Raw genomic sequence first — 24,899 nt, forward strand, 5'->3', positions numbered from 1 at the left:
CCCGGGGACCTGCTCAGGGGAGGGCGAAGCGGACCTCGCGGGTGGCCGGCTCGGCCCTGATGAGCCGTACGGTCACCTGCTCGCCCAGCGGCAGGTCGCCGTCGCAGCGCGCGATCACGGCCGGGTCGGCCAGCTGCACCAGCCCGCCGCCGCGCTCGTGCACGTCGACCACCATCGCGGTGAACTCCTGCCCGATCAGGTCGCGCAGCAGGTAGGCCTCGACCAGGTCGACGCAGGCCCGCTCGGCCGTGCCCGCCCGCCGGCCGGAGACCGCCATCAGCTCCGGCAGCTCGGCCAGCGCCCGGCGCACGTCCGACGGCACCGGCTCGCCCGCGGCGATCGCCAGGCACACCTCGCTCGCGTAGCGGTCCACCAGCCGCCGCAGCGGCGCCGTCACATGCGCGTACGGGGCCGCGACCGCGGCGTGCTCGGCCAGTTTCGGCGGCGTACCGTCGAAGGCCGCGTACCCGGCGCCGCGCAGCAGCACCCGCGCCTCGTGCAGGAACGCCGCGTGCCGGGGCAGCTTGGCGTCCAGGCCGTGCACCACCGCGCCGTAGGCGGCGCCCTCGGGCCACGGCACCTCCAGGGCCAGCGCCACCCGGCGCACCCGGTCCAGGTCGGCCGGGCGGGGCGCGGGCAGCACCCGGAGGACGCCGATCTCCGCCTCCAGCATCAGCTGCGCCGCAGCCGTCCCCGCCAGCAGCGACAGCTGGGCGTTCCACGCCTCGGCGGGCAGCGGCAGCCGGTACTCCAGCCGGTAGCCGCCGTCGGACGGGACCAACTGCTGCTCCGGCGTCGGCAGCGTCACCCCGCCGCGGTCGCGCTCCAGCGCCAGCCGCAGCCCGCCGATCTCGGCCAGCAGGCCGATCGTGCCGTCGGCGGTGCCGGTCTCGACCGCCGCCTGCACGTACTCGTAGTCGAGCCGCTCGCGGCTGCGCACCAGCGCCCGCAGCACGTCCACGCCGACCGTGCGGCCGTCGCCGTCGAGGTCGATCCGCCAGACCACGGCGGGCCGCTCCGCGCCCGGCAGCAGGCTGGCCGCGCCCTCCGACAGCACCGGCGGGTGCAGCGGCACGTTGCCGCCGGGCAGGTAGACGGTCGCGCCCCTGGCCCGGGCCTCGGCGTCGATCACGCCGCCGGGGCGGACGAACGCGCCCACGTCGGCGATCGCGTACCAGACCCGGTAGCCGCCGCGCAGCCGCTCCAGGTGGAACGCCTGGTCCAGGTCCATCGAGCCGGGCGGGTCGACGGTGACGAACGGCAGCCCGGTCAGGTCCTCGCCGCCCGGTCTGGGCACCCGGGCCACCCAGGCGGCCTCCTCGGCCACTCTGGCCGGGAAGGCGTCCGGCAGCTTCAGCTCGCGCCGGATCCGGCCGAACCCGTCTTCGAGGCGGGCGGGGACCCCGGCCGGGACCCGGATGCTGGTCGTCTTCGACACGGGGTCAACCTATCGGGCCGGGCGACTCGCGGCATTAAACCCATATGTCGGATTCTCGTGCGCCCTAGCGGTTCAGCACGTCCAGCAACCTGTTGAGCGGCCCGTCGAGCCCGTAACGGTCGGCCAGCGCCACCAGCGCCTCCGGGTCGCGCGGCTTGGCAGGCAGCGTCAGGTCGGCGTCGGGCAGCGGCGCGTCGTGCGCGACCTTGACCACGACCGGCGCGGCCTCCAGATAGTCGCGCGCGGCGGCCAGCTTGTTGCGCGCGCCCGCGGGGAACCCCTCGGCGCCGCCCCCGTCGAGCGCCTCCAGCATCGCCGCCAGCGAGCCGAACCGGGTGACCAGCGCCGCCGCCGTCTTCTCGCCCACACCCGGGACCCCCGGCAGGCCGTCGCTCGGGTCGCCGCGGAGCGTCGCGAAGTCGGCGTAGCCGCGGCCCGGGATGCCGTACTTGGCGCTCACCCACGCCTCGTCCACCAGCTGCAGGTTGCGCACCCCGCGCGCGGTGTAGAGGACCCGCACCGGGCGGGCGTCGTCGACGAGCTGGAACAGGTCGCGGTCGCCGGTCACGATGTCCACCGCGCCGGGCGCCTGGTACGTGAGCGTGCCGATGACGTCGTCGGCCTCGTAGCCCGGCGACTGCGGCCGGGGGATGCCGAGCGCGTCCAGCACCTGCTCGATCACCGCGATCTGCGGCACCAGCGCCTCCGGCACCTCCTCGACGTCGCCGTGGGCGACCCTGTGGGCCTTGTACGAGGGCAGCGCCGCCACCCGGAAGGCGGGCCGCCAGTCGGCGTCCATGGTGGCCGCCAGCCCGGTGGGGGAGTGGCCGCGCACCAGCGTGGCCATCATGTCGATCAGCCCCCGCACCGCGTTCACCGGCATGCCGTCGGGCGCGGTGATCGTCTCAGGGATGCCGTAGAAGGCGCGGAAGTAGAGCGAGGGAGTGTCCAGAAGCATCAGCACGTGCCCAGTATGCCCACCGCCAGCAGACACGCGTCGTCTTCCGGGTTCGGGCCGCCGATGTCCTCCAGCAGCCGGTCCAGGCCTTCGTCCAGGTCGCGGCCCGGCAGCTTGCACGCCGCCGTCATCACCAGGTCCAGGCCCTCGTCGATGTCGCGGGTGCGCCGCTCCACCAGCCCGTCGGTGAACATCAGGACCAGGTCGCCGCTCCGCAGCCGGGTCGTGGCGAGCTGGTAGGGAACCTCGCCGGTGGCGCCCAGCAGGATGCCGCGCGGCGGGGCGAGCCTGCTGGCCACGCCGTCGCGCACCAGCACCGGCGCCAGGTTGCCCGCCTGCCCCCAGGTGAACACCCGGGTGGCCGCGTCCAGATGGCCGATGATCGCCGTCGCGGTGGTGTCGGCCAGGCGGTGGAGCACCAGGTCGTTCAGCCAGGTCAGCAGCTGGTTCGGCGGCTCGCCCGTCATCGTCAGCCCGACCAGGGCGTGGCGGAGCTGGGCCATGTGCGCGATCGCCGGCAGGCCGTGGCCGGACACGTCGCCGATGGCCAGCAGCGCCCGCCCGTCGGGCAGGGCCGCCGCCTCGAACCAGTCGCCGCCCAGGCTCGCCGTCTTCTCCGCGGGCACGTACCGTACCGCGATCCTGGTGTGCGGCAGGTCCAGGCAGCCGACCGGCTCCGGCAGGATCGCCTCGCGCAGCGCCAGCATCACGTGCCGCTCCTCGGCGGCCTGCACCCGCGCCTCCAGAAGCTGGCGGCGCGACTCCGACATGATGCGTTCCGCGCGGCGGCGGCCCGTGATGTCCTGGATCACCCCGTGCACGCCGGTCGGCCCGCCGGGCGCCATCAGCGGCTCCAGGACCATGCGCAGATTGCGCACGTCACCGTCGGCACGGCGGACGCGGAACTCGGCCTGGACCGGCTCCACGCCCTGCGTCACCGTCCACAGCAGTTCGTCCAGCGCGGCCAGGTCGGCGGGCTCGACGTAGGCGGCCAGGTTCGCCAGAGGCAGCGGGCCCTGCACCGGGTCCCTGCCGAAGATCGCGTACACCTGCTCGGACCACACGATGCCGCCGGTGCGCAGATTCCACTCCGCCCAGCCCATGTTGCCCAGCCGCTGGGCGTGCGCCAGGCGGGCGGCGAGCAGCTCGATGTCGCCGTCGAGCATGCTCATCGGGACCTCCGGCCGGTGTGGGAACGGGACATTTGACATCACAGTACGTGATGATGCACGTGCGCTGTGTGTCTGGGGAATGGGGTGTGGTGAGAGCTTTTCGCGGATTTTAGGCGAGTACATTAAGCCTGTGACGTCCTCAGACTTGTATCCCGTGTCCCGCCTGGCCGCCGTGCGGGAGGCCACCGCCAAGGCCGGTGTCGACGCCCTGCTGCTCACGCCGGGCCCCGACCTGCGCTACGTCAGTGGCTACGACGCCAAGCCGCTGGAGCGGCTGACCTGCCTGGTGGTGCCCGCCGCGGCCGACCCGTACATGATGGTGCCCAGGCTGGAGCTGCCGGCCGCGCAGGCGTCGCCCGCCTCCCGGCTCGGCCTGGAGTTCGTGGCCTGGGACGAGACGGACGATCCCTACCGGATCGCCGCCGACCGGCTCGGGCCGGTCGGCAAGGTCGGCGTCGCCGACCGCATGTGGGCGATGGCGTCGCTGCGCTTCCGCGACGTGCTGCCCGACACCGAGCAGGTGCTCGCCGGGAGCGTGCTGCGCGAGCTGCGCATGCGCAAGTCGCCCGCCGAGGTGGCGGCGCTGCGCGAGGCCGGCGAGGCGATCGACGCGGTGCACCGGCAGGTGCCCGGCTTCCTGCGGGCCGGCCGCACCGAGCGGGAGGTGGCGCGCGACATCGCCGAGGCCATCCTCGCCACCGGCCACGCCACCGTCGACTTCACCATCGTCGCCTCCGGGCCCAACGGGGCCAGCCCGCACCACGACGTGTCCGACCGGGTCATCCAGGCCGGCGAGCCGGTCGTGGTCGACATCGGCGGCCAGATGCCCAGCGGCTACTGCTCCGACTCCACCCGCACCTACTGCGTCGGCGAGCCGCCGGCCGACTTCGCCGCCTACTACGAGGTGCTGCGCCGCGCCCAGGACGCGGCCTGCGCGGCCGTCCGTCCCGGGGTGTCGTGCGAGTCGATCGACGCGGCCGCCCGCGACATCATCGCCGAGGCGGGCTACGGCGACCACTTCATCCACCGCACCGGCCACGGCATCGGCGTCGAGGGCCACGAGGACCCGTACATCGTCGCCGGCAACGGCGAGCCGCTGGAGCCCGGCTTCGCCTTCTCCATCGAGCCCGGCATCTACCTGCAGGGGTCACACGGGGCGCGGATCGAGGACATCGTCGTCTGCACCGAATCAGGCGCCGACCGTCTCAACGTCACCACCCGGGAGCTCGTCGTCGTGTGATCGTGTGCTGCCCCGGTGTCGTCCACGTCGTGATGCCGGGGCGCGCGAACCGGCTCGTCGTGGCGTACGGGCGGGTGGTGGGCGGCGTGGGGCGGAATGTCGGGGGTGATCGCTAGCGTCCGTGCCATGCCCGTCGCCGTTCCGGCGCACCGTGCGCCTGGGACGCCCCCTGCGCGGGCGTGACCAGGCGGAGGTGCTCAGGTGAACCCGTGGCGGGAGGTCGTCGACCGGATCGAGGACGGGACGCTCGACGAGCTGGTGACGTTCCTGCACTCGCTCAACGACCTCGGCAGGCGAGCCGTCGCCGCGCACCTGCCCTCGTACGTGGCCGAGGTGCGGCGCGAGGGCATGGAGGGCCGCTGGTGGCTCCAGGACCGGGCCCCCAGGTTGCGCGCCGCCGGGGCCGCGTGCCTGAGCGGGGCGGCGCAGGTCGCCGACTGGCTCGACCGCCAGGACCTGCGCCAGGTGCGCGACCCGCGGACCGACGCCGCCCGCATCGTGTCCCTGCTCTCCCCCCGTACGGACGAGTGGCGTGCCGACCTCGCCGTGCGCCTGGTGGAAGGGCTGCGGCCGGTGCGGCGGCGCGGGTTCGACGAACGGGTGCCCAACTGGGAGCTGGCCGCCGCGCTGGTCGAGGCCACCGGCGTCGAGCCGCCCGGCAACGACGCCTTCGCCGAGGGCTGGGCGTGGCGGCTGGCCATGGCGGTCTGGATGACACAGGACGTGCCGCCGCTGCTCGACGTCGTGGCGCCCCGCCTGTTCGAGGCGGCCGGGGTGGCCGCCGCGCTCAACTGGAGCGAGGCCCGCAACCACGGCGTCTCCGCGGCGGCACGCCTGGCGGGCATGGCCGCGGACGGGCTGGTCAAGCGGGAGACGATGGTCGACGGCTGCGCCGGCCGGTTCATGGCCGGGGGAGCGCCCGAGGAGGTCGCGCCGTTCGTGACGCTCTGGAGCTGTCTGGCCGTGGACGTCACCGAGATCCCGGTGCTCGACTTCGTCCGCCTGCTGCCGTCGGCGTCCCCGGCGCTGGCGGGGCTGCTGGCCGGGGAGCTGCGCCGGGCCGACGCGGCCGGGCTGCTGGACGACGAGCTGTTCGGCGAGGCCGTGCGGTCGCTGGCCTTCCGCCCGGAGAAGAAGAACGTCGCCGCGGCACTCTCCTGGATCGCCGACCGAACCACGCCCTCCCGGGCCCCCGCCGCCCTGCACGCCCTCGCCACCGTGTTCTCCGAGGAGTCCCCCGCACTCCGCGACCGTGCCGCCCGCCTCGCCACCACCCTCGCCCACCAGGCCCTCACCCCCTCCACCCCGGGGTCCCCCGCCGCTCCTCGTCGGAAGGCCGCGAAAGGTCGCGCGTACGCACCGGCCACCGAGCAGCCGCAGAAACCGGCGGTTGTCACAAACGGCGAAAACTTCACGGGGGAGGTGGGCGCCGTCGAGATCCTTTCGAGGGAAGCGAGGGCCGCCAAGAACCTCGTGAGGGATGCGGGGCCCTTCGAGACGCTCGTGGGGGAGGTAGGAGACGGCGGGACCCTTACACGCGGAGCGGGAGATGGCCTCGCCAGGAAGGCGCAAGCCACCGAGAACCTTGCGCGCGAAGCGGGAGACGGCAGGACCCTTACGCGCCGAGCGGGAGACGGCCTCGCCAGGAAGGCGCAAGCCACCGAGAACCTGATGTGGGATGCCGGGGCCGCTGAGAACCTCATGAGGGATGGACGGGCCACCGAAAACCTCGCGGGGGAGGTGGGAGACATTGAGAACGTCGCCGGGGGCGGTGCGTTGGAGGTGGGTGAGGCGTTCGAGGTGGGTGAGGCGGTGGAGGTGGTGCGGGAGGCGGCGGGCGGGCTGCCCATGCGGTGGCGGGAGCGGCTGGGCGCCGTCATCGGGCCGATCCCGGTGCGGGAGGAGATGGGGCCGGTTCCGCCCGCGCCGGTGCCCGGCGCGCTCGCGCCGCTGCCTCCTCCGATCACGACCCCCGGCGAGGTCGCGTACGAGCTGGGCGCCATGAGCTGGCAGATGGAGCTGCAGCGGGCCGAACGGATCCTCGCCGCGCTCGTGACGCTGGTCCACCGCGACCGCGACGCCCTGGCCGAGGCCCTGCGGCCGTGGCGCCGGACGGCGGCCGAGCGGCAGCCGTACCTGCTGACCGGCCCCCAGCAGGACCTGCAGCGCTTGCTGGCCCGGTGCGCGCTGGCGGTGGTCGCGCCCGGCGAGAGCCAGGTGCCCGACGACATGGTCGCCCAGGACGTGCACTGGAACTACCCGCACCCGCTCCAGCGGTTCCTGGCCCGGCGGCTGAACGAGGTGATCGAGCTGTTCGAGTCGGGCGGGAGCGTGCCCGTGCTGCTGGCCACCCCCACCGAGCCCACCGGCCACGTCGACCCGGTGACGCTGCTGGAGCGCATGGAGTCGCCGGGCGGCGCCGAGCCGCTCGAAGCCGACTTCCACCAGGCCCTGCTGCGCCTGCCGCGGCGGCTCGACCCCGCACTCGCCGAGCGCGCCGACCGGCTCGGGTCCGCGCCCGGACGGGCGCTGGCCCACTGGCTGCGCCGTGGCGGCCTGCCCGATCCCGACGTGACGTGCCAGGTGCGGACGAGGGCGAATCAGTACGGCTCCGCGTCCGTAGAGGTGGACGGCCGGATCGCGGCGCCGCGGGAGATCCCGCCGCCGATCGCCGAGCTGTGGACGCCGTTCGAGGGGGCGCGCTACCTGTCGTACCCGCACACGATGGCGGCGTGGCCCGCGATCATGCCGTCGCACCCGGAGGTCGTCGCCGCCCATCTGGCCCGCTTCCTCCCTCAGGGCTTCAGCCGCCGCGACGGGGTCCAGGCGATCGTGGCGGCGCTCGCGCACGCTGACGGACCCGCAGGCGACGCGGTGGCGGCCGTCGTCACCTTCGGCCTCGGCCACCGCCAGCCGGAGCGGCGCGGCCACGCCGTCGACGCGCTCGTCACGCTGACCATCCGGGGCGAGCTGCCCGCCGCCGCCGTGGGCCGGACCGTCGTCCAGCTCCTCGGCGCGGACGCGGTCAGGCTGGGCGCTCTGACCGAGGCGCTGCAGCAGGCCACGACCGCCGGCGCGTACACGGGGGTGTGGGGTGTTCTCGCCGAGGCCCTGCCCGCGCTGCTGCCCGCGCCGGGCGAGCGGCCCCGCGCCGGTCTGGCGGGCCTGCTGGTGGTCGCCGCCGAGACCGCGGCGTACGCGCGGACGGCAGGCCCCCTGGCGCCCTTGGCCCCGGTGCGGGGACGGCCCGGGATCGAACGGCTGGCCGAGGTGGCCGCCCGCCGGGGAGGCAGCAGGATGGCCGAGGAAGCGCGCCGTCTCCTGGAACTCGTCAGCGGCTGACGGCCGGGCGATCGTGGGGCCGAAGCCGGGGCGGGCAGCCGCGGCTACGCGGCGGGGATCACGCCGGCCGGGGCGGTGCTGGTGTTGTCCGCGGTGCCGCCGTGGCCGGGCGGCGGTTCACGGCCGGCCGCTTCCACACGGCAGCGGGTGGACGACGAGCGCGGCGACGGCCATGACGCCCAGGACGAGCGGCCGGCGCAGCTCGGGCAGGCGGCCTCGTCGCCCAAACGGCAGCCGCTGCCCGCGCGAGTGTGACCGCTGCCACAACGTGATTCAAAGGTGTATCAAATCCGCTCCAACCACCTCTGGGAAAGGCGAGGGAGGGAGGAAGCGATGTTCGTGGGGAGAGAAGCCGAGCTCGACCTGCTACGAGCCGAGCTGCGCCTGTCGGCCGCCGGGCCTGCCCGCAGGGCGGTGGTCGAAGGGCCGGAAGGCATCGGCAAGACCGCTCTCATCCGGCAAGCGCTCGGCGACGCTTCCAAGGTCCGGACGCTCGCCGCCTGCGGCGACGCCGGTGAACGGCACCTGCGGTACGGGATCGTCCGCCAGTTGCTGCCCGACGTGGCGGGGGACGATCCGTGGACCGTCGGCCAGGCCATGTGTGAGGCGATCCGCCGCTCGCAGGCCGACGGGCCCGTGGTCGTGCTGGTGGACGACGCGCAGTGGGCCGACCGGCCGTCGCTGCGCGCGCTCTGCTACACCGTGCGGAGGCTCGGCGGCGAGCGGGTGCTGGTGCTGGTCGCCTGCCGCGACGCCGACGATCCGTGGCTGCCGGTGGGTCTGCGGCGGCTGCTGACCGGCGACGGCGCCTGCCGGATCTCCCTCCAGGGACTCTCGGTCGCGGAACTGGCCAGGCTGCCCGAACGGGCGCCTGAGGGCGCGACCGGGGGACGGCCGCCGAAGGACATGGGGAGTCCTGGAAAGGCGGCCGGTACGAGGCGGCGGCTCCCGGGGGGAGAGAAGAACGGGGAGCCGCCGCCCGGGGAGGAGAGCGGGCGCGCCGGGCCGGCGCTCATGGTGCTGAGCAGGGGACCCGGCGCCACAGGGGCGAGCACGGGCCAGGCGTCCGCCAGGGAGACGCTGCCCCCGCGGGCGGCGGCGCGGCTGCACGCGCACACCCTGGGCAACCCGCTGCACGCCCGCGCGATGCTCGCCGCCTTCCCGGCGTCGGTGCTCGCCGACCCAGGAGTGCGGCTGCCCGCCCCCGTCACGTACGCGGCCACGTTCACGCGGCGGCTGCGATCCTGCGGGCCGAGGGCGCGGGCGCTCATCGCGGCGTGCGCGGTGCTGGGGGACGGCTGCACCCTGTACGAGGCCGCCACGGTGGCCAGGGCGATGGCCGGCACAGCGGCGAGGGCTGGAGCCGACCACTCCCCGGAGACCGGAGCGCGTACGGAGGGAGCGACCGGCGCCCGGACACCGGAGCTGGACGCGCTGGAGAACGCGGTGGAGGCCGGGGTCCTGGTCGAGGAGGCCGGGCGGGCGATCCGGTTCCGGGAACCGCTGGGGAGGGCCGCCGCCTACGACGCTCTCGGAGCCGGGACGCGGGCGCGGCTCCATCTGGCCGCCGCCCGGATCGCCGGCGACACCGGCGCCGAGCTGCGCCACCGGGCCGCCGCCGCGTCCGGCCCCGACGAAGGGCTGGCCGAGGAACTGGCCTGGTACGCGGCCAAGGAGGCGCAGCACGGGCTGTGGCACGAGGCCGCCACCCACCTGGAACTGGCCGCCGGGCTCACCCACTCCGCCGGAAGGCGCGACGAGCTGCGCACCGCGGCCCTGGAGCACGTGCTGGTCGGCGGCGACGTCGTCCGCGCCGCCCAGCTGGCCGCGTCGCCGAACGCCGACCCGCGCCCCGTGCGCCGCTACGTGCTCGGCAGGCTCGCCCTGGCCGAGGGCCGCCTGGAGGACGCCGGGAGGCTGCTGGAGGAGGCGTGGTCGCACCGGGAGACGTCGTACGCGGCCGACGTCGCCGAGCGGCTCGCGTGGCTGCGCCTGCTCGGCGACGACCGGCCGGAGGCGGCCCGGTGGGCGAGGCTGGCGCTGGACCAGCCGATCCAGAGCCCCGCCGCGCGACCGTACGACGTGCTGGCCCTGGCCGGGGACCCGTGCCCGCAGGCGCCTCCGGGGAGCCTGGCCGAGGCGGTGCGGCTGCTGCGCGAGGACGAGGTCGGCCCGGCCCGCGAGGTGCTCGACCGGGCGGCGGGCGAGCTGGCCGAGGCCGGGCTGCCCTGCCACCGGCTGCTCGCGCTCGCCCTGCTGGCCGTGGCCGAGTACCGCGACGGTCGCTGGGACGACGCGGTCGAGCGGGCCGAGCGGGCCGAGCGGGCCGTGGCCGAGGCCGCAGGGCTGGGGCAGCGGTGGCTGCTGCCGTGCCTGGAGGTGGCGTGCGTGGCGCCGCTGGCCGCCAGGGGCGAGCACGACCGGGCGCTGGCGCACGTCACGGCGGCGCGGGAGGAGGCCGGGCGCCAGCGCAGCGTGCTCGGCGAGACGCAGGCTGATCTGGCCATGGCCGTGCTCGGGGCCGGGGCGGCGCCGCCCACCGCCGGGGACGCGTTCGTGCCCGACCCGCGGCCGCAGCTCGTGGAGACGTTCGTGGCGGAGGGCGCGCTGCAGGAGGCGCAGGTCGTGCTCGACGGCCTGGCCGACGCCGGTGACGGGCCCCGCGCGCGGGCCCAGCGGGCCAGGCTCGAAGGTCTGCTGTTCGCCGCGCGGAACGTTCCAGCCGCCGCCGAGGAACGCTTCACCGCCGCGCTCGAACTCGCGGGCGACGCCGGATGCCGCATGGAGGAGGCACGTGTGCTGCTCGACCTGGGCCGGCTGCTGCGCCGTACCGGAAGGAGGAGGCTGGCGGCCGAGCGGTTGCAGGCCGCGCGGGCGGACTTCGCGGGGCTGGGGGCCAGACCCATGGTCGCGCGGTGCGCGCAGGAACTGGAGGCGTGCGGGCTGGAGCCGGCGGTGACGGCGCGGCTGGGGCTGACGCCGCAGGAGTTCAGCACCGCGACGCTGGTGGCCGACGGGTTGACCAACCGGCAGATCGCCCGCGAGCTGCTCATCAGCGTCAAGACCGTCGAATACCACATCGGGAAGATCTACACCAAGCTCGGCATCGGCTCCAGGGTGGCGCTGGCCGCCCGGTTGGCCGCCTACGGGGAGAACCCCTAGCCGGGTCCTGAGGCGGGAGCCTGCCCGGCTCCCGCACGGTGACGGCCGCGCCGGGAGGAGGGGACCGGCGCGGCCGGCCACGAAGCCGCGTGGCGGCGGGAACGGCGATGCTCATCCAAGGGTCCTGGCGGCATCGCCGGGAACGCCCGCCACGCACGACCGGGTGCGCGCACACAGCGCGCACCCGGTCATTCCCAACCGCATGGGGAATCCGCCACCCGATGGACCCGTCAGACGCGGATCCAGGAGGTGACGACGGGCCCGCCCCCGCGCGGGACCACCCGGAGCCGGAGCGGGCCGGGTGCGAGGGCGTCGGCGGTGAAGCGGCCCAGCGCGTCGGAACGCACCCGCTGCTCACCGTCGCGGCGCTGCACGCGGATGTCCGTCTCCTCGGCCGGGACCAGCCGCCCCATCAGGCGCGGCCCCGACACCTCCATCTCCACCTCCACCGTCGCCGTGCGGAACGTCAGCAGCCGGGGCGCGCCCGATCCGCGGACCCGCGTCGCGGCCTGCTCGTCCCACGAGTCGAAGGCGAGCAGGGCCAGCTCGGCGTCGAGCGTCCGGAGCGTGAACGCCTGCATGGCGTCCTCCATCAGCTGCGGCGGCACCGGATCCAGCAGGCGCGCGATCACGCGCAGCTCGTTCTCCAGAGCGAGGTCGTCATCCATGTCGTTCACTCGGAACTCCCGGATACTCCGCGTCGTTCCACCAGTGTTCCGAGCCGCTTCAGGCAGCGTCCCCGCATGGGACCGACGCTGCCCACCGCGATGCCCAGGCCGGTGGCGACTTCCTGGTAGGTGGGCTTCGGCGAGGCTATGAGGACGCGCAGCAGGAGCCGGCAGCGCTCCGACAGCTCCTGGAAGGCCGCCCAGACCTCCTGGGCGCGCTCGGCCTCCGCGACCTCCTCCTCGGCTTCCAGCAGCAGCAGCTCGGGCGAGCGCTCGTCCACGTCGAACCCGATCAGCGCGACGTCGCTGACCGGGATGGCCCGGCCGCTGGTGCGGATCACGCGCAGCGCCTCGTTCCTGGCCGTGGCGGCCAGCCAGGCTCCGGCCCGTTCGGGGTCGCGGATCCTGGTGAGATTCTCGGCGAACCGGAACCAGGTGGTCTGCGCGACGTCCTGGGCGTCGGCCGCAACCGGCAGGTAGGCGCGGGAAACCGCCCACACCAGGCCGCTGAAGCGCTGGTAGAGCTCCCTCCAGGCGTCGGCCTCCCCGCCGGCGGCTGCTTTGACGAGGGCTGCGGTGTCGTCCAGCGCGGTGTCTTCCACGGTGTCGTCCAACGTCCTTTTCGGTCCAGGGGCGGAAAGCTCATGATATTTCGTGAGCCGCTCCAGGACAGGAGAACGTCCCGTCACCGCAGGTAACCGCTGAGATCCGGTACGGACAGCCGGCCCGCCACGAGCTGGCGCGCGGCCTGCCGCGACGAGATGCCGGCCTCGGACATCCGGGCCGCGATCAGCCCGGCCACGATCGGGGTGGCGAAGGACGTGCCGCTCCACTGCGCGAGCCCGGTGAACGTGGCCGTGTCACCCGCCTTCATCACCCCCACGCAGGTGCAGCCGGAGTAGAGAGGGGTGTCCGAGTGGCGGCAGGACGCGCTGTGCGGGTAGCCGTAGGTGTACTGGCCGGAGGCGAACGCGTTCACCAGCCGCTCGCCCTGCGCGTACACGGTCACCCAGTCGCCGTGGTTGCTGAAGCACGCCCTGCCCAGGCCGTCCTCGCGCAGCGCGCCCACCGAAACCACCAGGTCGCCGGAGGCGTTGACCGGCTGCCCGGCGTAGGCGGCGGGCCAGAACGGGTCGGTGCCGCCGTCGTTGCCCGCCGCCGCCACCAGCACCGTCTCCGGGTGCAGCGTCAGCTCGGCCATGAAGTCGGCCAGGCCGAGCAGCGCCGCCGCGTCGCGCGTGCGGGTGCCGGCCGACAGCGACACGATGTCGGGCCAGCCGTGGGCGCCGAGCGTGTCGCGGACGGCCAGCCCCAGCTCGTCCTCCGGCACCGCGCCCGCGTACGGGAACGTCCGGTGGACGCGCACGTCGGCGGCCGGCGCGGTGCAGCGCACCACCCCCGCGACGAACGTGCCGTGCCCGGTGTACGGGCCGATCACGCCGCCGGTGACCTCGTCGGTGACGTCGCCGTCGACGGCCGGGATGGCGGGGTCGCCGGAACCCGCCGCCAGCCACGGGTGGTCGAGGTAGCCGGGCACCAGCCCGGTGTCGAGCACGGTCACCCGCACCCCGGCGCCGGCGTCGCGGGCGCCGGGCGGCGGGCGCAGCGGCCCGGAGGCCGGCACGGGCTCGTCGCCCGGGCACAGGTTGACCCCCGCCACCGAGACCAGGTGGACCGGCGTGGCCCGCATCCGGCGCGCGGTGAGCGTGTCGGCGACCAGCCGGGCGCTGCGGTCGCCCACGTACAGGCGGCGCACCGACACCCGGCCCGCGTCGTGCTCGGGCGGCCACACCACCCGCGGGTCGGCCTCGCCCGGCACCAGGTCCTGGACCATGTTGCCCGCCCGCTCCAGGTCCTGCGCGGGCACCAGGACGTGCCCGTCGAGCTCGGCGTATCCGGGCGCGACCGAGGAGCCGGGCGTGGCGCCCTCCGGCCCGGCGACCGCGCGCAGGCCGTCGGGCAGGGCGGCGTTCACCATCTCCAGCTGAGTCCAGAAGCGGGCGTCGCCACCCGGATCCGGTGTCGTCATCGTCGGTTCCTCCCGGGGAGTGTCGCCTTGGCCGGCGGGAGGCCAGTCCATCAGGCCGCCCCGACACTTATGAGCGCCCGTGCCGGCGGTTGATACACCACGTGGACGCGGGCCTGGGGCGGCTCTACCATCTATGCGTGTCTGGGCCCCGCGAACCCGGCGATTCACACGACGTGCTCGCCATGGTGTTCGCGCGCCCCAAAGAGGCGCTCCAGGCCGCCAGGGCCATCCTCGCGGGGCGGCGCGGCCCGTACGACTCCTCGATCGCGCGGCAGGCGATCGGCATCCTGCACCGCGAGTTCGGCGACATCGAGGCCGCGATCGGCGAGCTGCGGCAGGCCGTCCGGCTGGCGCGCAGGTCCGGCTCGCCGGACCGGGAGGCCGACGTGCTCGCCACCCTCGGCATCGCGCTCGTGCACCACGGCCGCACCCGTTCCGGGCTGTCGGCGCTCGACTCCGCCGCAGGCCGGGCCACCGGCACCACCCGCGCCCGCGTGCTCTTCCGGCGGGCCGGGGCCCGCTGGATCCTCGGCCGGCACGGCGACGCGCTCGACGACCTCGGGGTGGCCGCGCCGGCGCTGCGCCGGGCCGGCGACACCGTGTGGGCCGCCCGCGCGCTCAGCCTGCGCGGCCACGTGCAGCTCGCGCTCGGCGGCGTGCGGGCCGCCGACGCCGACTTCCGCACCGCGCAGCGCATGTTCGCCACCACCAGGCAGGAGCACGACTCGGTCGTCGCCGTGCAGAACCGGGGCGTCGCCGCCTTCGTGGCCGGCGACCTGCCCACCGCGCTGGCCCTGCTCGACGAGGCCGACCAGGGGTTCCAGCGCCTCGGCACCCCGATGCCCGACCTGGTCGCCGACCGGTGCGCGGTCATGCTCGCCGCCGGACTCGCCCGCGAGGCGCTGGAGCAGGCCGACGCCGGGCTGCGGCTGATCGCACGGCTGCGCGGCCAGGCCACCCGGCGGGCCGAGCTGCTGCTGCTCGCCGCCAGGGCCGCGCTGCTGGCCGCCGACCCGGCGACCGCCCGCGAGCGCGCCGCCGAGGCCCGGGCGCTGTTCGCGAGGCAGCGGCGCGCCTGGTGGGCCGAGCACGCCCGGCTCATCCTCGTCCAGGCCGGGCTGGCGGAGGGGGCCACGCCGCGGCTGCTCGCCGACGCCCGCCGCCTCGCCGGCCGGCTCGGCGAGCTCGGCTCTCCCGACGCGTGGCAGGCTCACCTGCTGGCCGGCCGGATCGCGCTGAAGCTCGGCCGGGCCGCCGAGGCCGACCGCCACCTGACCGCCGCGGCGCGGGCCAGGCACGGCGGGTCCGCCACCGCTCGGGCCGGCGGGTGGCTGGCCGAGGCGCTGCTGGCCGAGGCGGCCGGGCAGCCGCGCCGGCTGCTGCGCGCCTGCCGGGCCGGGCTTGAGCTGATCGAGGAGCACCGGCTCACGTTCGGCTCGTCGGAGCTGCGCGCGCTCGTCACCGCCCAGGGCGCCGAACTGGTCGAGCTCGCGCTGCGCCACCTGCGCCGCGCCGGACGCAGCCGAGAGCTGCTCGGCTGGACCGAGCGCTGGCGCGCCACCGCGATCGCCGTGCCGCCCGCGCCGCCGGCGGACGATCAGGAGCTGCTCGGCCGGCTCGCCGCGCTGCGCCGGGTCGACCAGCTGCTGGCCGCCGCGCGTTCCGGCGGCGCCGCCTCCGCCCCTCGCCTCGAACGCGAGCGCGCCGCGCTGGAGGCCCGGGTACGGGCCGGGACGCTGCGCCTGCGCGGCCCCGGCTGGCGAGAGGAACGCGGCTTCGACTGCCGCCGGGTGCTGGACGCGCTCGGCCCCGGCGGGCGGCTCGCCGAGCTGGTGCTCATCGACGGCACCCTGCACGTGCTGCTGTGCGGCGACGGGCGGGTGCGCTCCTACGCCGTCGGGCCGGCCGAGCGGGCGGTCGCCGAGACGGAGTTCGCCCGGTCCCGGCTGCGCCGCCTCGCCTACCAGCTCCGGCCCGACCCGGGGGAGCTGGCCGCGCTGGGACGGCGGCTGGAGGAGGCCGTGCTCGGGCCGGTCGCCCCCCTGCTGGCCGGCGGGCCGTGCGTGGTGGTGCCGCCCAGCGTGCTGCACGCCGCGCCGTGGGGGCTGCTCCCGTCGCTGCGGGAGACCGCCTTCAGCGTGGCGCCGTCCGCCGCCGCCTGGCTGCGCGCCCGCGCGTCGGCGCCGCCACCCGGCGGCGGCGTCGTCCTCGTCGGCGGGCCTGACGTGCCCAACGCCAAGGCCGAGATCCAGGCCATCGAGGAGCTGTACGAGGACCCGGGGCCCACCGTGCTGGAAGGAGGCACGGCCACGGCGCAGGCGGTGCTGGAAGCCATGGACGGCTGCCGGCTCGCGCACGTGGCCGCCCACGGCACCTTCCGCGCCGACAGCCCGATGTTCTCCTCGCTCCATCTCGACGACGGCCCGCTCACCGGCTACGACCTCGAACGCCTGCGCCGCGCCCCCTACCGGCTCGTCCTGTCCAGCTGCGACTCCGCCCAGATGGCCGCCGTGGGCGCCGACGAGCTGCTCGGCCTGGCCACCGCGCTGCTCCACCTCGGCACCGCGGGCATCGTCGCCAGCGTGGTGCCGGTCAACGACGAGAACGCGGTCCCGCTCATGGTCCGGCTGCACGCCGGGCTCAGCAGCGGGCTGGGCCTGGCCGAGGCGCTGAGGCGGGCGAGGGGCGACGACGTCTCGTTCATCGCCATCGGGGCCTGACGCCACGCTGCTGTACCTTGATCGGATGATGCTGATCATGTGACAATTCGCTACACAGCGATATCAGCCGGTTATTGGGGGGAGTCGCCGATGTTCCCGACCGAGCGGCCGTGAGGACCCCCGGCGAGCTTGACGAGGCCTTCGAACTCGGCCGCACCTGCGCGCTGGCGGCCGAGTGCGACAGGGACCTGCGGCGCTGTGCCCAGATGTACGGAGGCCTTTTCCCGGGGGCGGCGTTCGGCCCGGAAATTTACTCGGCTCTGACCCTGACGAGCGCGTTCGGGGCGCCGTGGGCCACGGCGGAGCGGCTCAAGGTGGTCAACCGCACCGCGCTGTGGGTGCTCGCCCTGGACCGGCTCGTCGACCACACGGCCACCACCCGCGAGCAGGTGAACGAGCTGATCGGCGACTGCCTGGCGGTCGCCGACGGCGCCGCGCCCAGGGCGGCCGTCACCCGCTTCCTGGCCGACCTGCGCGACGAGCTGGCCACCGTCCAGGAGTTCGCCGACCTGCACTGGCTCTGGCGCGAGCAGCTCGGCAGGACCCTGGCGGGCATGGGGAGGGCCTGGGTGTGGCGCGACACCGCGGCCGAGGTCTCGCTCGACCGCTACGTCGGCAACGCCGACAGCCGCGGCACCTGCTTCGTCGACCTGTCCCACCTCATCTACGCCGGCGACGCGTGGGTCAGGGATCACCTGGAGGACCTGCGCCCGGCCAGCGAGCAGGTGCAGCGCTACCTCCACCTGCTCGGCGACCTCGCCTCGTACCGCAGGGACCTGAGCTGGGGCGGGCTCAACGTGCTGCTGCTCGGGGTGGCGAGGGCCGACGTGAACGAGGCCATGACCGGCCTCGCCCGCGACGCGGGCGAGCTGATCCACGGGGTACGGGAGCGCAGTCCACGCACGGCCACCTACTTGTGGCGACAAATCGGCTTTAGTGCTGGTTATCACAATATTTCGGGCTATGACCATCAGAAGTGGTGAAGCGGTTCGATGACCTGACAACCGGGTTTACTCGGTGGAGAAATCCGCCCCACCTGAAGGTGCTGTAGGCGACAAAAGTTACATATTGATTTTTAAGAGGCATGGGTGCTTGAGTGGGGTTTACGGCATTGCTAGGGTGACTCGATGCCAGGCAGATGGATCTCCCTGACTCGCCTTGACAAGCACCGTTGATCGGGCCGAGGCGTGCGGGCGCGGCACGGCCGCGGAGGGACGTACAGGCGGTGCTGGATGGACTTCGGGCGCTCTGATCACTGGCGGCTGCCCGTCCCGATCAAGATCTTGATCGCCGGCGGCTTCGGCGCGGGCAAGACCACCATGGTCGGCGCGGTGTCGGAGACCAGGACCGTCCGCACCGAGGAGATGCTCACCCACGCCGGCGTCACCGTCGACGACCTGACCGGGGTGGAGACGAAGCCCACCACCACCGTGGCCATGGACTTCGGCCGCATCACGATCCGCGGCGACTACACCCTCTACCTGTTCGGCACCCCCGGCCAGGAGCGGTTCTTCTTCGTCTGGGACGAACTGGCGCTGGGCGCGCTCGGCGCCGTCGTGCTGGCCGACACCCGCCGCCTGGCCGACTGCTTCCCGGCCATCGACTACTTCGAGAAGCGCGGCCAGCCCTTCGTGGTGGCGCTGAACTGCTTCGACGGCGCCCGCCCCTTCACCATCGGCGAGGTGCGCCAGGCGCTCGGCCTCGACCCCGGCGTGCCGATCGTGCGCTGCGACGCCCGCCGCCGCGAGTCCGGCAGGGACGTGCTCGTGACCCTCGTCGAGCACGCGATGCGCATGGGCGCCTCTCCCGTCGGGTCCATGTCGTGAACGCGACCGGCTACCTTTGACCGATGGAGGAGATCGATCGCCGGATCGTCGCGCTGCTGGCCCGCGACGGCCGGATGAGCTTTACCGACCTGGCCAGGGAGACCGGGCTCTCGGTCTCGGCGGTCCACCAGCGGGTGCGCCGCCTGGAGAAGCGCGGCGTGGTGCGCGGCTACGCCGCGATCGTCGACCATGACGCGATCGGGCTGCCGCTGACCGCGTTCATCTCGATCAAGCCGATCGACCCGGCCGCCCCCGACGACGCCCCCGACCGGCTGGCCCACCTGAGCGCGATCGAGGCGTGCCACAGCGTCGCGGGCGACGAGAGTTACATCCTCAAGGTCCGCGTGGGGTCCCCCGTGGCGCTGGAGGAGCTCCTGCAGCAGATCAGGGCCGCCGCCAACGTGTCCACCCGGACCACCGTGGTGCTGAGCACCCCGTACGAGCACCGCGCCCCCGACGTGACCCGGGGCGGCGAGAGCGCCGGGCCCGATCGACCGCCGGCCGCGTGAGATCATAGAGGCGCCGCCTCGACTGGAGCACCACATGATCGCCAAGAGCACCGCCGCGATGACCACCCGCGCCGAGACGCGCGAGGAGCTGAGCCGGGTCTCCTACGACCTGCTCGTCATCGGCGGCGGCATCCTGGGCACGTCCGTCACCTGGATGGCCGCCCAGGCGGGGCTGCGCGTCGCCATGGTCGACGCCGGCGACTTCGCCGGGGCCACCTCCAGCGCCTCGTCCAAACTCGTCCACGGCGGCCTGCGCTACCTTCAGACCGGCAACGTCAAGCTCGTCGCGGAGAACCACAGGGAGCGCCGGGCGCTGGCCGGCGACATCGCCCCCCACCTGGTCAAACCGCTCACGTTCGTGGTCCCGATCTACCGCGGCGGCCCCCACGGCGCGGCCAAGCTCGGCGCGGGCGTCTTCCTCTACTCCGCGCTGTCGGTGTTCGGCGACGGCGTCGGCAAGGTGATCACGCCGCAGCAGGCGCAGGCCAGGGTGCCCGCGCTCAAGATGGACGGCCTGCGCTCCGCCGCCGTCTACGGCGACCACCAGATGAACGACAGCCGGGTCGCGGTCATGACCGTGCGCGCCGCCGTCGACGCGGGCGCGACCGTGCTCAACCACGCCGAGGTCGTCGGGCTGCGCAAGACCGGCGCCACCGTCACCGGCGCCGAGCTGCGCGACCGGCTCGACGGCGGCGAGTTCGGCGTGTCGGCCCGGCTGGTGCTCAACGCGACCGGCCCGTGGATCGACCACCTGCGCCGCATGGAAGACCCCGGCGCCGAGCCCAGCATCCGCCTGTCCAAGGGCGCCCACCTGGTGCTGCGCCGCCACGAGCCCTGGAAGGCCGCGCTGACCATCCCGATCGACAAGTACCGCGTGTCGTTCGCCATCCCGTGGGAGGACCACCTCCTGCTCGGCACCACCGACGAGCCCTACGAGGGCGACCCGGCCGAGGTGCGCCCCACCGAGGCCGACATCACGCAGATCCTCGACGAGGCCGGCCACGCCGTGCTCGGCTCCCAGCTGGGCCGCGACGACATCACCTACTCCTTCGCCGGCCTGCGCGTGCTCCCCGGCGGCCCGGGCCAGGTGACCGCGGCCAAGCGCGAGACCGTGCTCACCCGCGGCACGGGCGGCATGCTGTCGGTCGCCGGCGGCAAGTGGACCACCTACCGCCACATCGGCCGGGTGGTCCTCGACACGCTCGCCCACCTGCCCGGCCACCCGCTCGGCGACGACCTGGCCGACATCCTGCCGGCCGTGCCGCTGCCGGGGCTGGCGAGCCCCGACGCGGTGGCCATGCGGCTGTGGACCGAGCGCGACCCCGACGCCCGCATGGACCCCCTGGTGGCCCGCCACCTCGCCTCCCACTACGGCTCGATCGCCTTCGACCTGGCCCGGCTCATCCGCGACGACCCCGGCCTGGGCGAGCGCATCCACCCCGACGGCCCCGACATCTGGGCTCAGGCGGTCTACGCCCGCGACCACGAGTGGGCGGTCACAGTCGACGACGTGGTCCGCCGCCGCACCACGCTGACCGTCCGCGGCCTCGACACCCCGTCCGTACGCGAGCGTGTGGCCGCCATCCTGGCCCGCTGACCCGCCTTTCGGTCAAGTGTGGCCGAAGACGCGGTCCGGGCGAGTCCTTCGACCCGGACGGCGACGCTCCGGCGGGAGAGAGTGAGCGCAGCCGAACACGCAGCGAAGGTGACCGACATGGCCGTTCTCCTCGGTACGAAGCCCGCTCACGACGACCCGCTGGGCGAGACCTGCTTCGCCAGGGCGGCCGGCGCGCTGGACGCCCACCGGGCCGGAGCCGCGCACGCCTGCGCCTCCTGCGGCGCCGCCTGGCCGTGCGCGCCCGCGCTGGCCGCCGCCTTCATCCTCGAACTCCACTAGCGGCGGCTCACCCGCCGCGCAGGGTCGCCGTGGTGAGCCTGCGCAGCGCCTCCGCGTACGGCGGGTCGAACCAGTAACCGGCGTGCCAGCGGGTCTCCGGCAGCGGATCGCCCGGCTCCGGCCTGGCTGGGTCCCAGCAGAACAGGTCCACCGCCGACAGCGACTCGCGCGGCCCGAACGGGTCCACCCGCCCCAGGACGGGCCCGCCGATCGGGTCGCTCAGCCGGTAAAGGTTGAACCAGGGCACCGCGTCCCGTACCGCACCCAGCGCGGCGGGCCCGAAGTAGGCGGGGAAGAACGCTGCGTACAGCCGCCGCAGCGGCGAGCCGTGCGTGAGCAGCCGCACCCGCCCGCGCGCCGCCGGGTCGAGCTGCAGCACCACCGAGGCGGCGATCACGCTGCCCTGGCTGTGTCCGGAAAGCAGCACCAGATCGGCGTCATCCCTGGCCAGCCGGCGCACCCGGGAGATCAGCTCGGGCACCACCCGCTCGGTGTAGCAGGGCGGGGCGAGCGGGTGGGTGGCGCGCGGCCAGAACGTGGACACGTCCCACAGGATCCCGATCGTCCGGCGCAGCCCCGGATCGCTGTACGCGCGCCGGCCCAGCAGCACCAGCCCGACGAGGAACGCGGCCATCGCCCAGCTGCCGATCGTGGCGAACAGCCCGGCCAGCCCGTCCACCGGGCTCAGCAGCCGGAACTGGTAGAACACGGTCACCAGGGCGAACCCCGCCAGCCCGATCCCGGTCAGCAGCCCCAGCACCTGCCCGGCCCGGTCGGTCAGCCCGGCCAGCGCCCAGCAGCCGGCCACCTCCTCGCTGTGCCGCCCGTAGTGCGGCTCCAGCCCGGGAGTCAGCCGGGCCGCCTCGGACCTGCGCGCGTTCCACAGCACGAGCCCGACCACCACCAGGCCCGCGATCAGGACCGGCACCAGCGCGGCCGTCCACCACACCGGCTCGTCCAGGAACAGCCTGTGGCCCACCGGCCCGCCCGCGCCCGGGGAGGCCGGCACGCCGAAGAACGAGGCCGTCCAGAACATCACGCCCAGGCCCAGCGCGTTCGCCACGGCCGCGGCCACCAGCAGCGCGAACCAGCTCGCCAGCCCGCCCAGTGCCCGCGGCCCCGTCCCCCGGTCGCGCCGGGCCAGCCACCAGGTGCCCGCCAGCGTGAACGCCACCAGCCCCAGCGTCAGCACGAACTGCACCGTCCCCGCCCCGACCCCCGGCAACTGGCGCGAGCCGGACGCGCCGGGCAGCCCGGCCGCCGCCGCGACCAGCGTCACGGCCAGCACCGTCGCGCCCGCCGCCTCCAGCGCCGCGCAGACCCGGCTCAGCACCGCCCCGCCGGGATCGTCGGCGCCCGGATCCACCCGCCGCGCCACCCCCGGCGCCACCACCGCCAGGACCGCGGCCACCAGCACCACGGCGTTCGCCACCGCCAGCACCAGCCCGAGGCCCGAGCGGGTGAACGGGGCCGCCACGGCCAGCCCGATCCACCCGAGGGCGAACGCCACGTGCACCGCTCGCAGCCGCCGCACCGGCTCGTCGCCGTGCCACAGCCGCGGCCGGGCCAGCAGCACGCCCGGCCGCTCGAACCCGTCGGGCGGCATGGCGGTCCGCTCGTCCCGCTGCCACGTCCGCCGCCCGACCACCCACAGCACCACCACCACGGCGAGCGGCACCAGCGCGGTCACGGCCAGCCGCCGCGAGTGCTCGGCGCCCCACAGCTCCGCCATCCACCGCACCCAGCCGGGCGCGGTCGCGTACGCGCACGCCCGCCCGGCGGCGGTGCACTGCCAGCCGATCAGGTCCACGCTGGCCCGCGTGACGGCCGCCACCAGCGTGCCCGTCAGCAGCAGCGCGAACAGCCGCTGAGCCGCCTCCAGGGCCCGCCGCACCGGCCGCCCGCCCTCCGGCCTGGGCAGCATGAAGTACGCCAGGTTGGCCAGCGCGAACGGCAGGAGCAGCAGCCACAGCGCGATGGTCCGGCCGCCGGAGGTGAGCCCGGCCCACGCGTACGCCTCGCGGTGACGCTCGCCCGGCACGTCCGCGTCCTCGGTCTCCGGCCGGCCCGCCGGCCACCAGCGCCGGTAGAACCCCGTCGTCCCGTCGCCCGCGACCAGCAGGGGATGCGGATGGTTGAGCATCTCCCCGGGCGGCGTGCCGGACACGCCGTGCACCCGCAACTCGGTCATGCCGCTCGTGCTGGTGTCCAGGAACCCGTCCATGACCGCAGCATGATGAGGGCACGCGTGACACGCCAGGGACAGGCCTACTCTGTCACGCCCACGACAGTGTCAAAGGTGGACGAAGCGGGCAGGCAGCCGGGCTTTCGCGGCCTCGGCGGCGGCGAAGCGGTCGAGGGCGTGACGTCAACCCGTCACGCCCGTGGAGTCGAGCACCTCGTCCCGCACCGTGGCCAGCGCCAGGTCGAGCGCTCCCACCAGCACGGGGTTGCCCGCCACCTGCGACAGCCGCACCCGCGGGCGGGCGATGGTCAGCGCGTGCAGCTCCTCCTCGATCAGCCGCCGCAGCGGCTCCCCGCCCGCCAGCGGCACCGCGCCGGTCAGCACGATCAGCGCCGGATCCATCACCGAGGTGATCGCGGCCAGCCCCACCGCCAGCCGCCCCGCCACCTCCCGCAACGCCGCCTCACCCGAACCCGCGGGCACCGCGTCCACCGCGCCGGCCATGCGGGTGTCCGGCGGGTTCGCCGCCGTGCTCTCTTGCGGTGGTCCCGCCGGCGGGTCCTCGGCGGCTCGGGCCGCGTTCCTGACCGTCTCGCGGAGGTCCGCGCCCGGGATGCCGTCCCGGCGCAGGACCCGCAGCACCGCCGCGCCGCCGGACAACGCCTGGAAGCCGTGGTCGGCGTACGGGCCGCTCTCGCGTGCCGTGGGCGCGCCCGGCGCGGGCATGTAGCCGACCTCGCCCGCACCGCCCGTCGCGCCACGGTGGAGCCGGCCGCCGAGGACGATCGCCGAGCCGATGCCCGCGTCGGCCCACAGCAGGACGAAGTCCGGTGTGCCCGCGGCCGCCCCGTGCGCCCGCTCCGCCAGGGCCACCAGGTTGACGTTGTTCTCCACCGACACCGGCACGCCCAGCCCCATGGACAGCCGGTCCACCAGGTCGTCGACGTGCCAGCCGGGCATGTCCTCGGCGGTCGCGTACCCCAGCCGCCCCGTCGTCGGGTCGACCGCCGCCTGCACCCCGATCACCAGGTGGCGCGGCGGCGCGGGAGGCCGCGCCCCGGCCAGCGCGGCGCGCAGCCCGCCGATCAGGTCGCCGCCGGGCGGCTCCAGCACGTGCTCGCCGACCACCGCCCCCGTCAGGTCCGCCACCCGCGCCTCGATCCTGCCCGAGGTGACGTCCAGCGCGGCCGCGTACGCCGCCGCCGCGTTGACCCGGTACACCTCGGCGGTACGGCCCGGCAAGCCCTCCCGCACCCCGTCCAGCACCACGAGCCCCGCCTCGCGCAGGCGGAGCAGCAACTGCGACGCCGTCGGCTTCGACAGCCCCGTCAGCGCGCCCAGCTCGGGACGGGTGAGCGGCCCGCGCTCCAGAAGCAGGCGCAGGGCCGCGCGATCGTTGATCGCGCGTAGCAGACTGGGAGTGCCCGGTACGGAACCGCTCACTGTCACCTCTTCCCCCGGAGGTTAGGAAACTTTCCTAACCGAAGGTGACCGTAAGGAGCGCCGGGGCGTCCGGTCAAGAGGTGCGGCGAACCCGTGACCGTACCGCAGAGAGGATCGCGCAGAATGAAGGGGCCGCACGGGAGAGGGGAGAGAGTGAAACGCGGGAGAGCGCCGCGACAGGCGTGCTAATCTCGTCGTTTGTCGTAACAACAAGCAGAATGGCCCGGAGTGTCCCATTAACCACAATAATGGTCTGGCGGCAACCCGTCAATCGGAACTCGCCAGGGAGCAGGCGTACGTCACCCGCCTC

At 74.8% G+C, this 24,899-nt stretch carries 17 protein-coding genes; 9 read left to right on the forward strand and 8 right to left on the reverse strand.

All coding sequences use genetic code 11. The features are described from left to right. Nucleotides 1–13 precede the first annotated feature (13 nt). The 3 genes from AB0K05_RS20025 to AB0K05_RS20035 all read right to left on the reverse strand — a co-directional run bounded on the left by AB0K05_RS20025 (nt 14) and on the right by AB0K05_RS20035 (nt 3,568). A complete protein-coding gene (locus tag AB0K05_RS20025; RefSeq protein WP_364230722.1) occupies nt 14–1,438 on the reverse strand; it encodes an RNB domain-containing ribonuclease in 1,425 nt (474 codons plus the stop codon). A gap of 64 nt (nt 1,439–1,502) precedes the next feature. Beyond that, a complete protein-coding gene (locus AB0K05_RS20030) occupies nt 1,503–2,396 on the reverse strand; it encodes a 5'-3' exonuclease H3TH domain-containing protein (protein ID WP_364230946.1) in 894 nt (297 codons plus the stop codon). Beyond that, on the reverse strand, nt 2,396–3,568 hold the full coding sequence (locus AB0K05_RS20035; protein ID WP_271278166.1) for a SpoIIE family protein phosphatase: 1,173 nt from the start codon (nt 3,566–3,568) through the stop codon (nt 2,396–2,398). The genes AB0K05_RS20030 and AB0K05_RS20035 overlap by 1 nt, the downstream gene beginning before the upstream one ends. Nucleotides 3,569–3,698: 130 nt before the next feature. Between AB0K05_RS20035 and AB0K05_RS20040 the strand changes: the two genes are divergently transcribed. From AB0K05_RS20040 to AB0K05_RS20050, 3 genes are all read left to right on the forward strand, one after another. Next, nucleotides 3,699–4,808 (forward strand): Xaa-Pro peptidase family protein, encoded by a 1,110-nt coding sequence (locus AB0K05_RS20040; RefSeq protein ID WP_364230725.1) that lies wholly within the window; start codon nt 3,699–3,701, stop codon nt 4,806–4,808. 201 nt (nt 4,809–5,009) lie between these two features. Then, complete coding sequence (locus tag AB0K05_RS20045) at nt 5,010–8,150, forward strand: hypothetical protein (RefSeq protein ID WP_364230728.1); 3,141 nt, start codon at nt 5,010–5,012, stop codon at nt 8,148–8,150. A 333-nt stretch (nt 8,151–8,483) separates the two neighbouring features. After that, nucleotides 8,484–11,312, forward strand: a complete 2,829-nt coding sequence (locus tag AB0K05_RS20050) for an AAA family ATPase (RefSeq protein ID WP_364230731.1) — start codon at nt 8,484–8,486, stop codon at nt 11,310–11,312. A gap of 230 nt (nt 11,313–11,542) precedes the next feature. Here the strand turns inward: AB0K05_RS20050 and AB0K05_RS20055 are convergent, their stop codons facing one another. The 3 genes from AB0K05_RS20055 to AB0K05_RS20065 form a co-directional block, all read right to left on the reverse strand. Then, nucleotides 11,543–11,989 (reverse strand): hypothetical protein, encoded by a 447-nt coding sequence (locus tag AB0K05_RS20055; RefSeq protein WP_187281145.1) that lies wholly within the window; start codon nt 11,987–11,989, stop codon nt 11,543–11,545. After that, nucleotides 11,986–12,594, reverse strand: coding sequence for a sigma-70 family RNA polymerase sigma factor (locus AB0K05_RS20060; protein ID WP_219545710.1), 609 nt, complete (start codon nt 12,592–12,594; stop codon nt 11,986–11,988). Before AB0K05_RS20060 ends, AB0K05_RS20055 begins: the two co-directional genes overlap by 4 nt. Nucleotides 12,595–12,665: 71 nt before the next feature. Next, nucleotides 12,666–14,009, reverse strand: coding sequence for a S8/S53 family peptidase (locus AB0K05_RS20065; RefSeq protein WP_148031438.1), 1,344 nt, complete (start codon nt 14,007–14,009; stop codon nt 12,666–12,668). Nucleotides 14,010–14,146: 137 nt separating this feature from the next. Here AB0K05_RS20065 and AB0K05_RS20070 point away from each other — a divergent pair, with 137 nt between their 5' ends. The 6 genes from AB0K05_RS20070 to AB0K05_RS20095 all read left to right on the forward strand — a co-directional run bounded on the left by AB0K05_RS20070 (nt 14,147) and on the right by AB0K05_RS20095 (nt 20,961). Next, nucleotides 14,147–16,729, forward strand: a complete 2,583-nt coding sequence (locus AB0K05_RS20070; RefSeq protein ID WP_364230735.1) for a CHAT domain-containing protein — start codon at nt 14,147–14,149, stop codon at nt 16,727–16,729. A 110-nt stretch (nt 16,730–16,839) separates the two neighbouring features. Then, nucleotides 16,840–17,712 (forward strand): hypothetical protein, encoded by an 873-nt coding sequence (locus AB0K05_RS20075; protein WP_364230738.1) that lies wholly within the window; start codon nt 16,840–16,842, stop codon nt 17,710–17,712. 249 nt (nt 17,713–17,961) lie between these two features. Then, nucleotides 17,962–18,555: an ATP/GTP-binding protein gene (locus tag AB0K05_RS20080; RefSeq protein ID WP_148031441.1), complete on the forward strand. Its 594-nt coding sequence runs from the start codon at nt 17,962–17,964 to the stop codon at nt 18,553–18,555. 23 nt (nt 18,556–18,578) lie between these two features. Beyond that, complete coding sequence (locus tag AB0K05_RS20085; RefSeq protein ID WP_148031442.1) at nt 18,579–19,064, forward strand: Lrp/AsnC family transcriptional regulator; 486 nt, start codon at nt 18,579–18,581, stop codon at nt 19,062–19,064. A gap of 34 nt (nt 19,065–19,098) precedes the next feature. Continuing rightward, nucleotides 19,099–20,661, forward strand: coding sequence for a glycerol-3-phosphate dehydrogenase/oxidase (locus AB0K05_RS20090; RefSeq protein ID WP_148031443.1), 1,563 nt, complete (start codon nt 19,099–19,101; stop codon nt 20,659–20,661). Nucleotides 20,662–20,778: 117 nt separating this feature from the next. Further along, nucleotides 20,779–20,961: a hypothetical protein gene (locus AB0K05_RS20095; protein WP_148031444.1), complete on the forward strand. Its 183-nt coding sequence runs from the start codon at nt 20,779–20,781 to the stop codon at nt 20,959–20,961. A gap of 7 nt (nt 20,962–20,968) precedes the next feature. On the opposite strand, the gene AB0K05_RS20100 is transcribed toward AB0K05_RS20095, so the two are convergent. Together AB0K05_RS20100 and AB0K05_RS20105 are read right to left on the reverse strand one after the other, a co-directional pair. After that, nucleotides 20,969–23,185 (reverse strand): hypothetical protein, encoded by a 2,217-nt coding sequence (locus AB0K05_RS20100; RefSeq protein ID WP_364230741.1) that lies wholly within the window; start codon nt 23,183–23,185, stop codon nt 20,969–20,971. Between the two features lie 144 nt (nt 23,186–23,329). Further along, on the reverse strand, nt 23,330–24,589 hold the full coding sequence (locus AB0K05_RS20105; RefSeq protein ID WP_364230743.1) for an ROK family transcriptional regulator: 1,260 nt from the start codon (nt 24,587–24,589) through the stop codon (nt 23,330–23,332). Between the last annotated feature and the right edge of the window lie 310 nt (nt 24,590–24,899).

The sequence above is a fragment of the Nonomuraea sp. NPDC049486 genome (genome assembly GCF_040676925.1).
Classification (GTDB): Bacteria; Actinomycetota; Actinomycetes; order Streptosporangiales; family Streptosporangiaceae; genus Nonomuraea; species Nonomuraea ferruginea.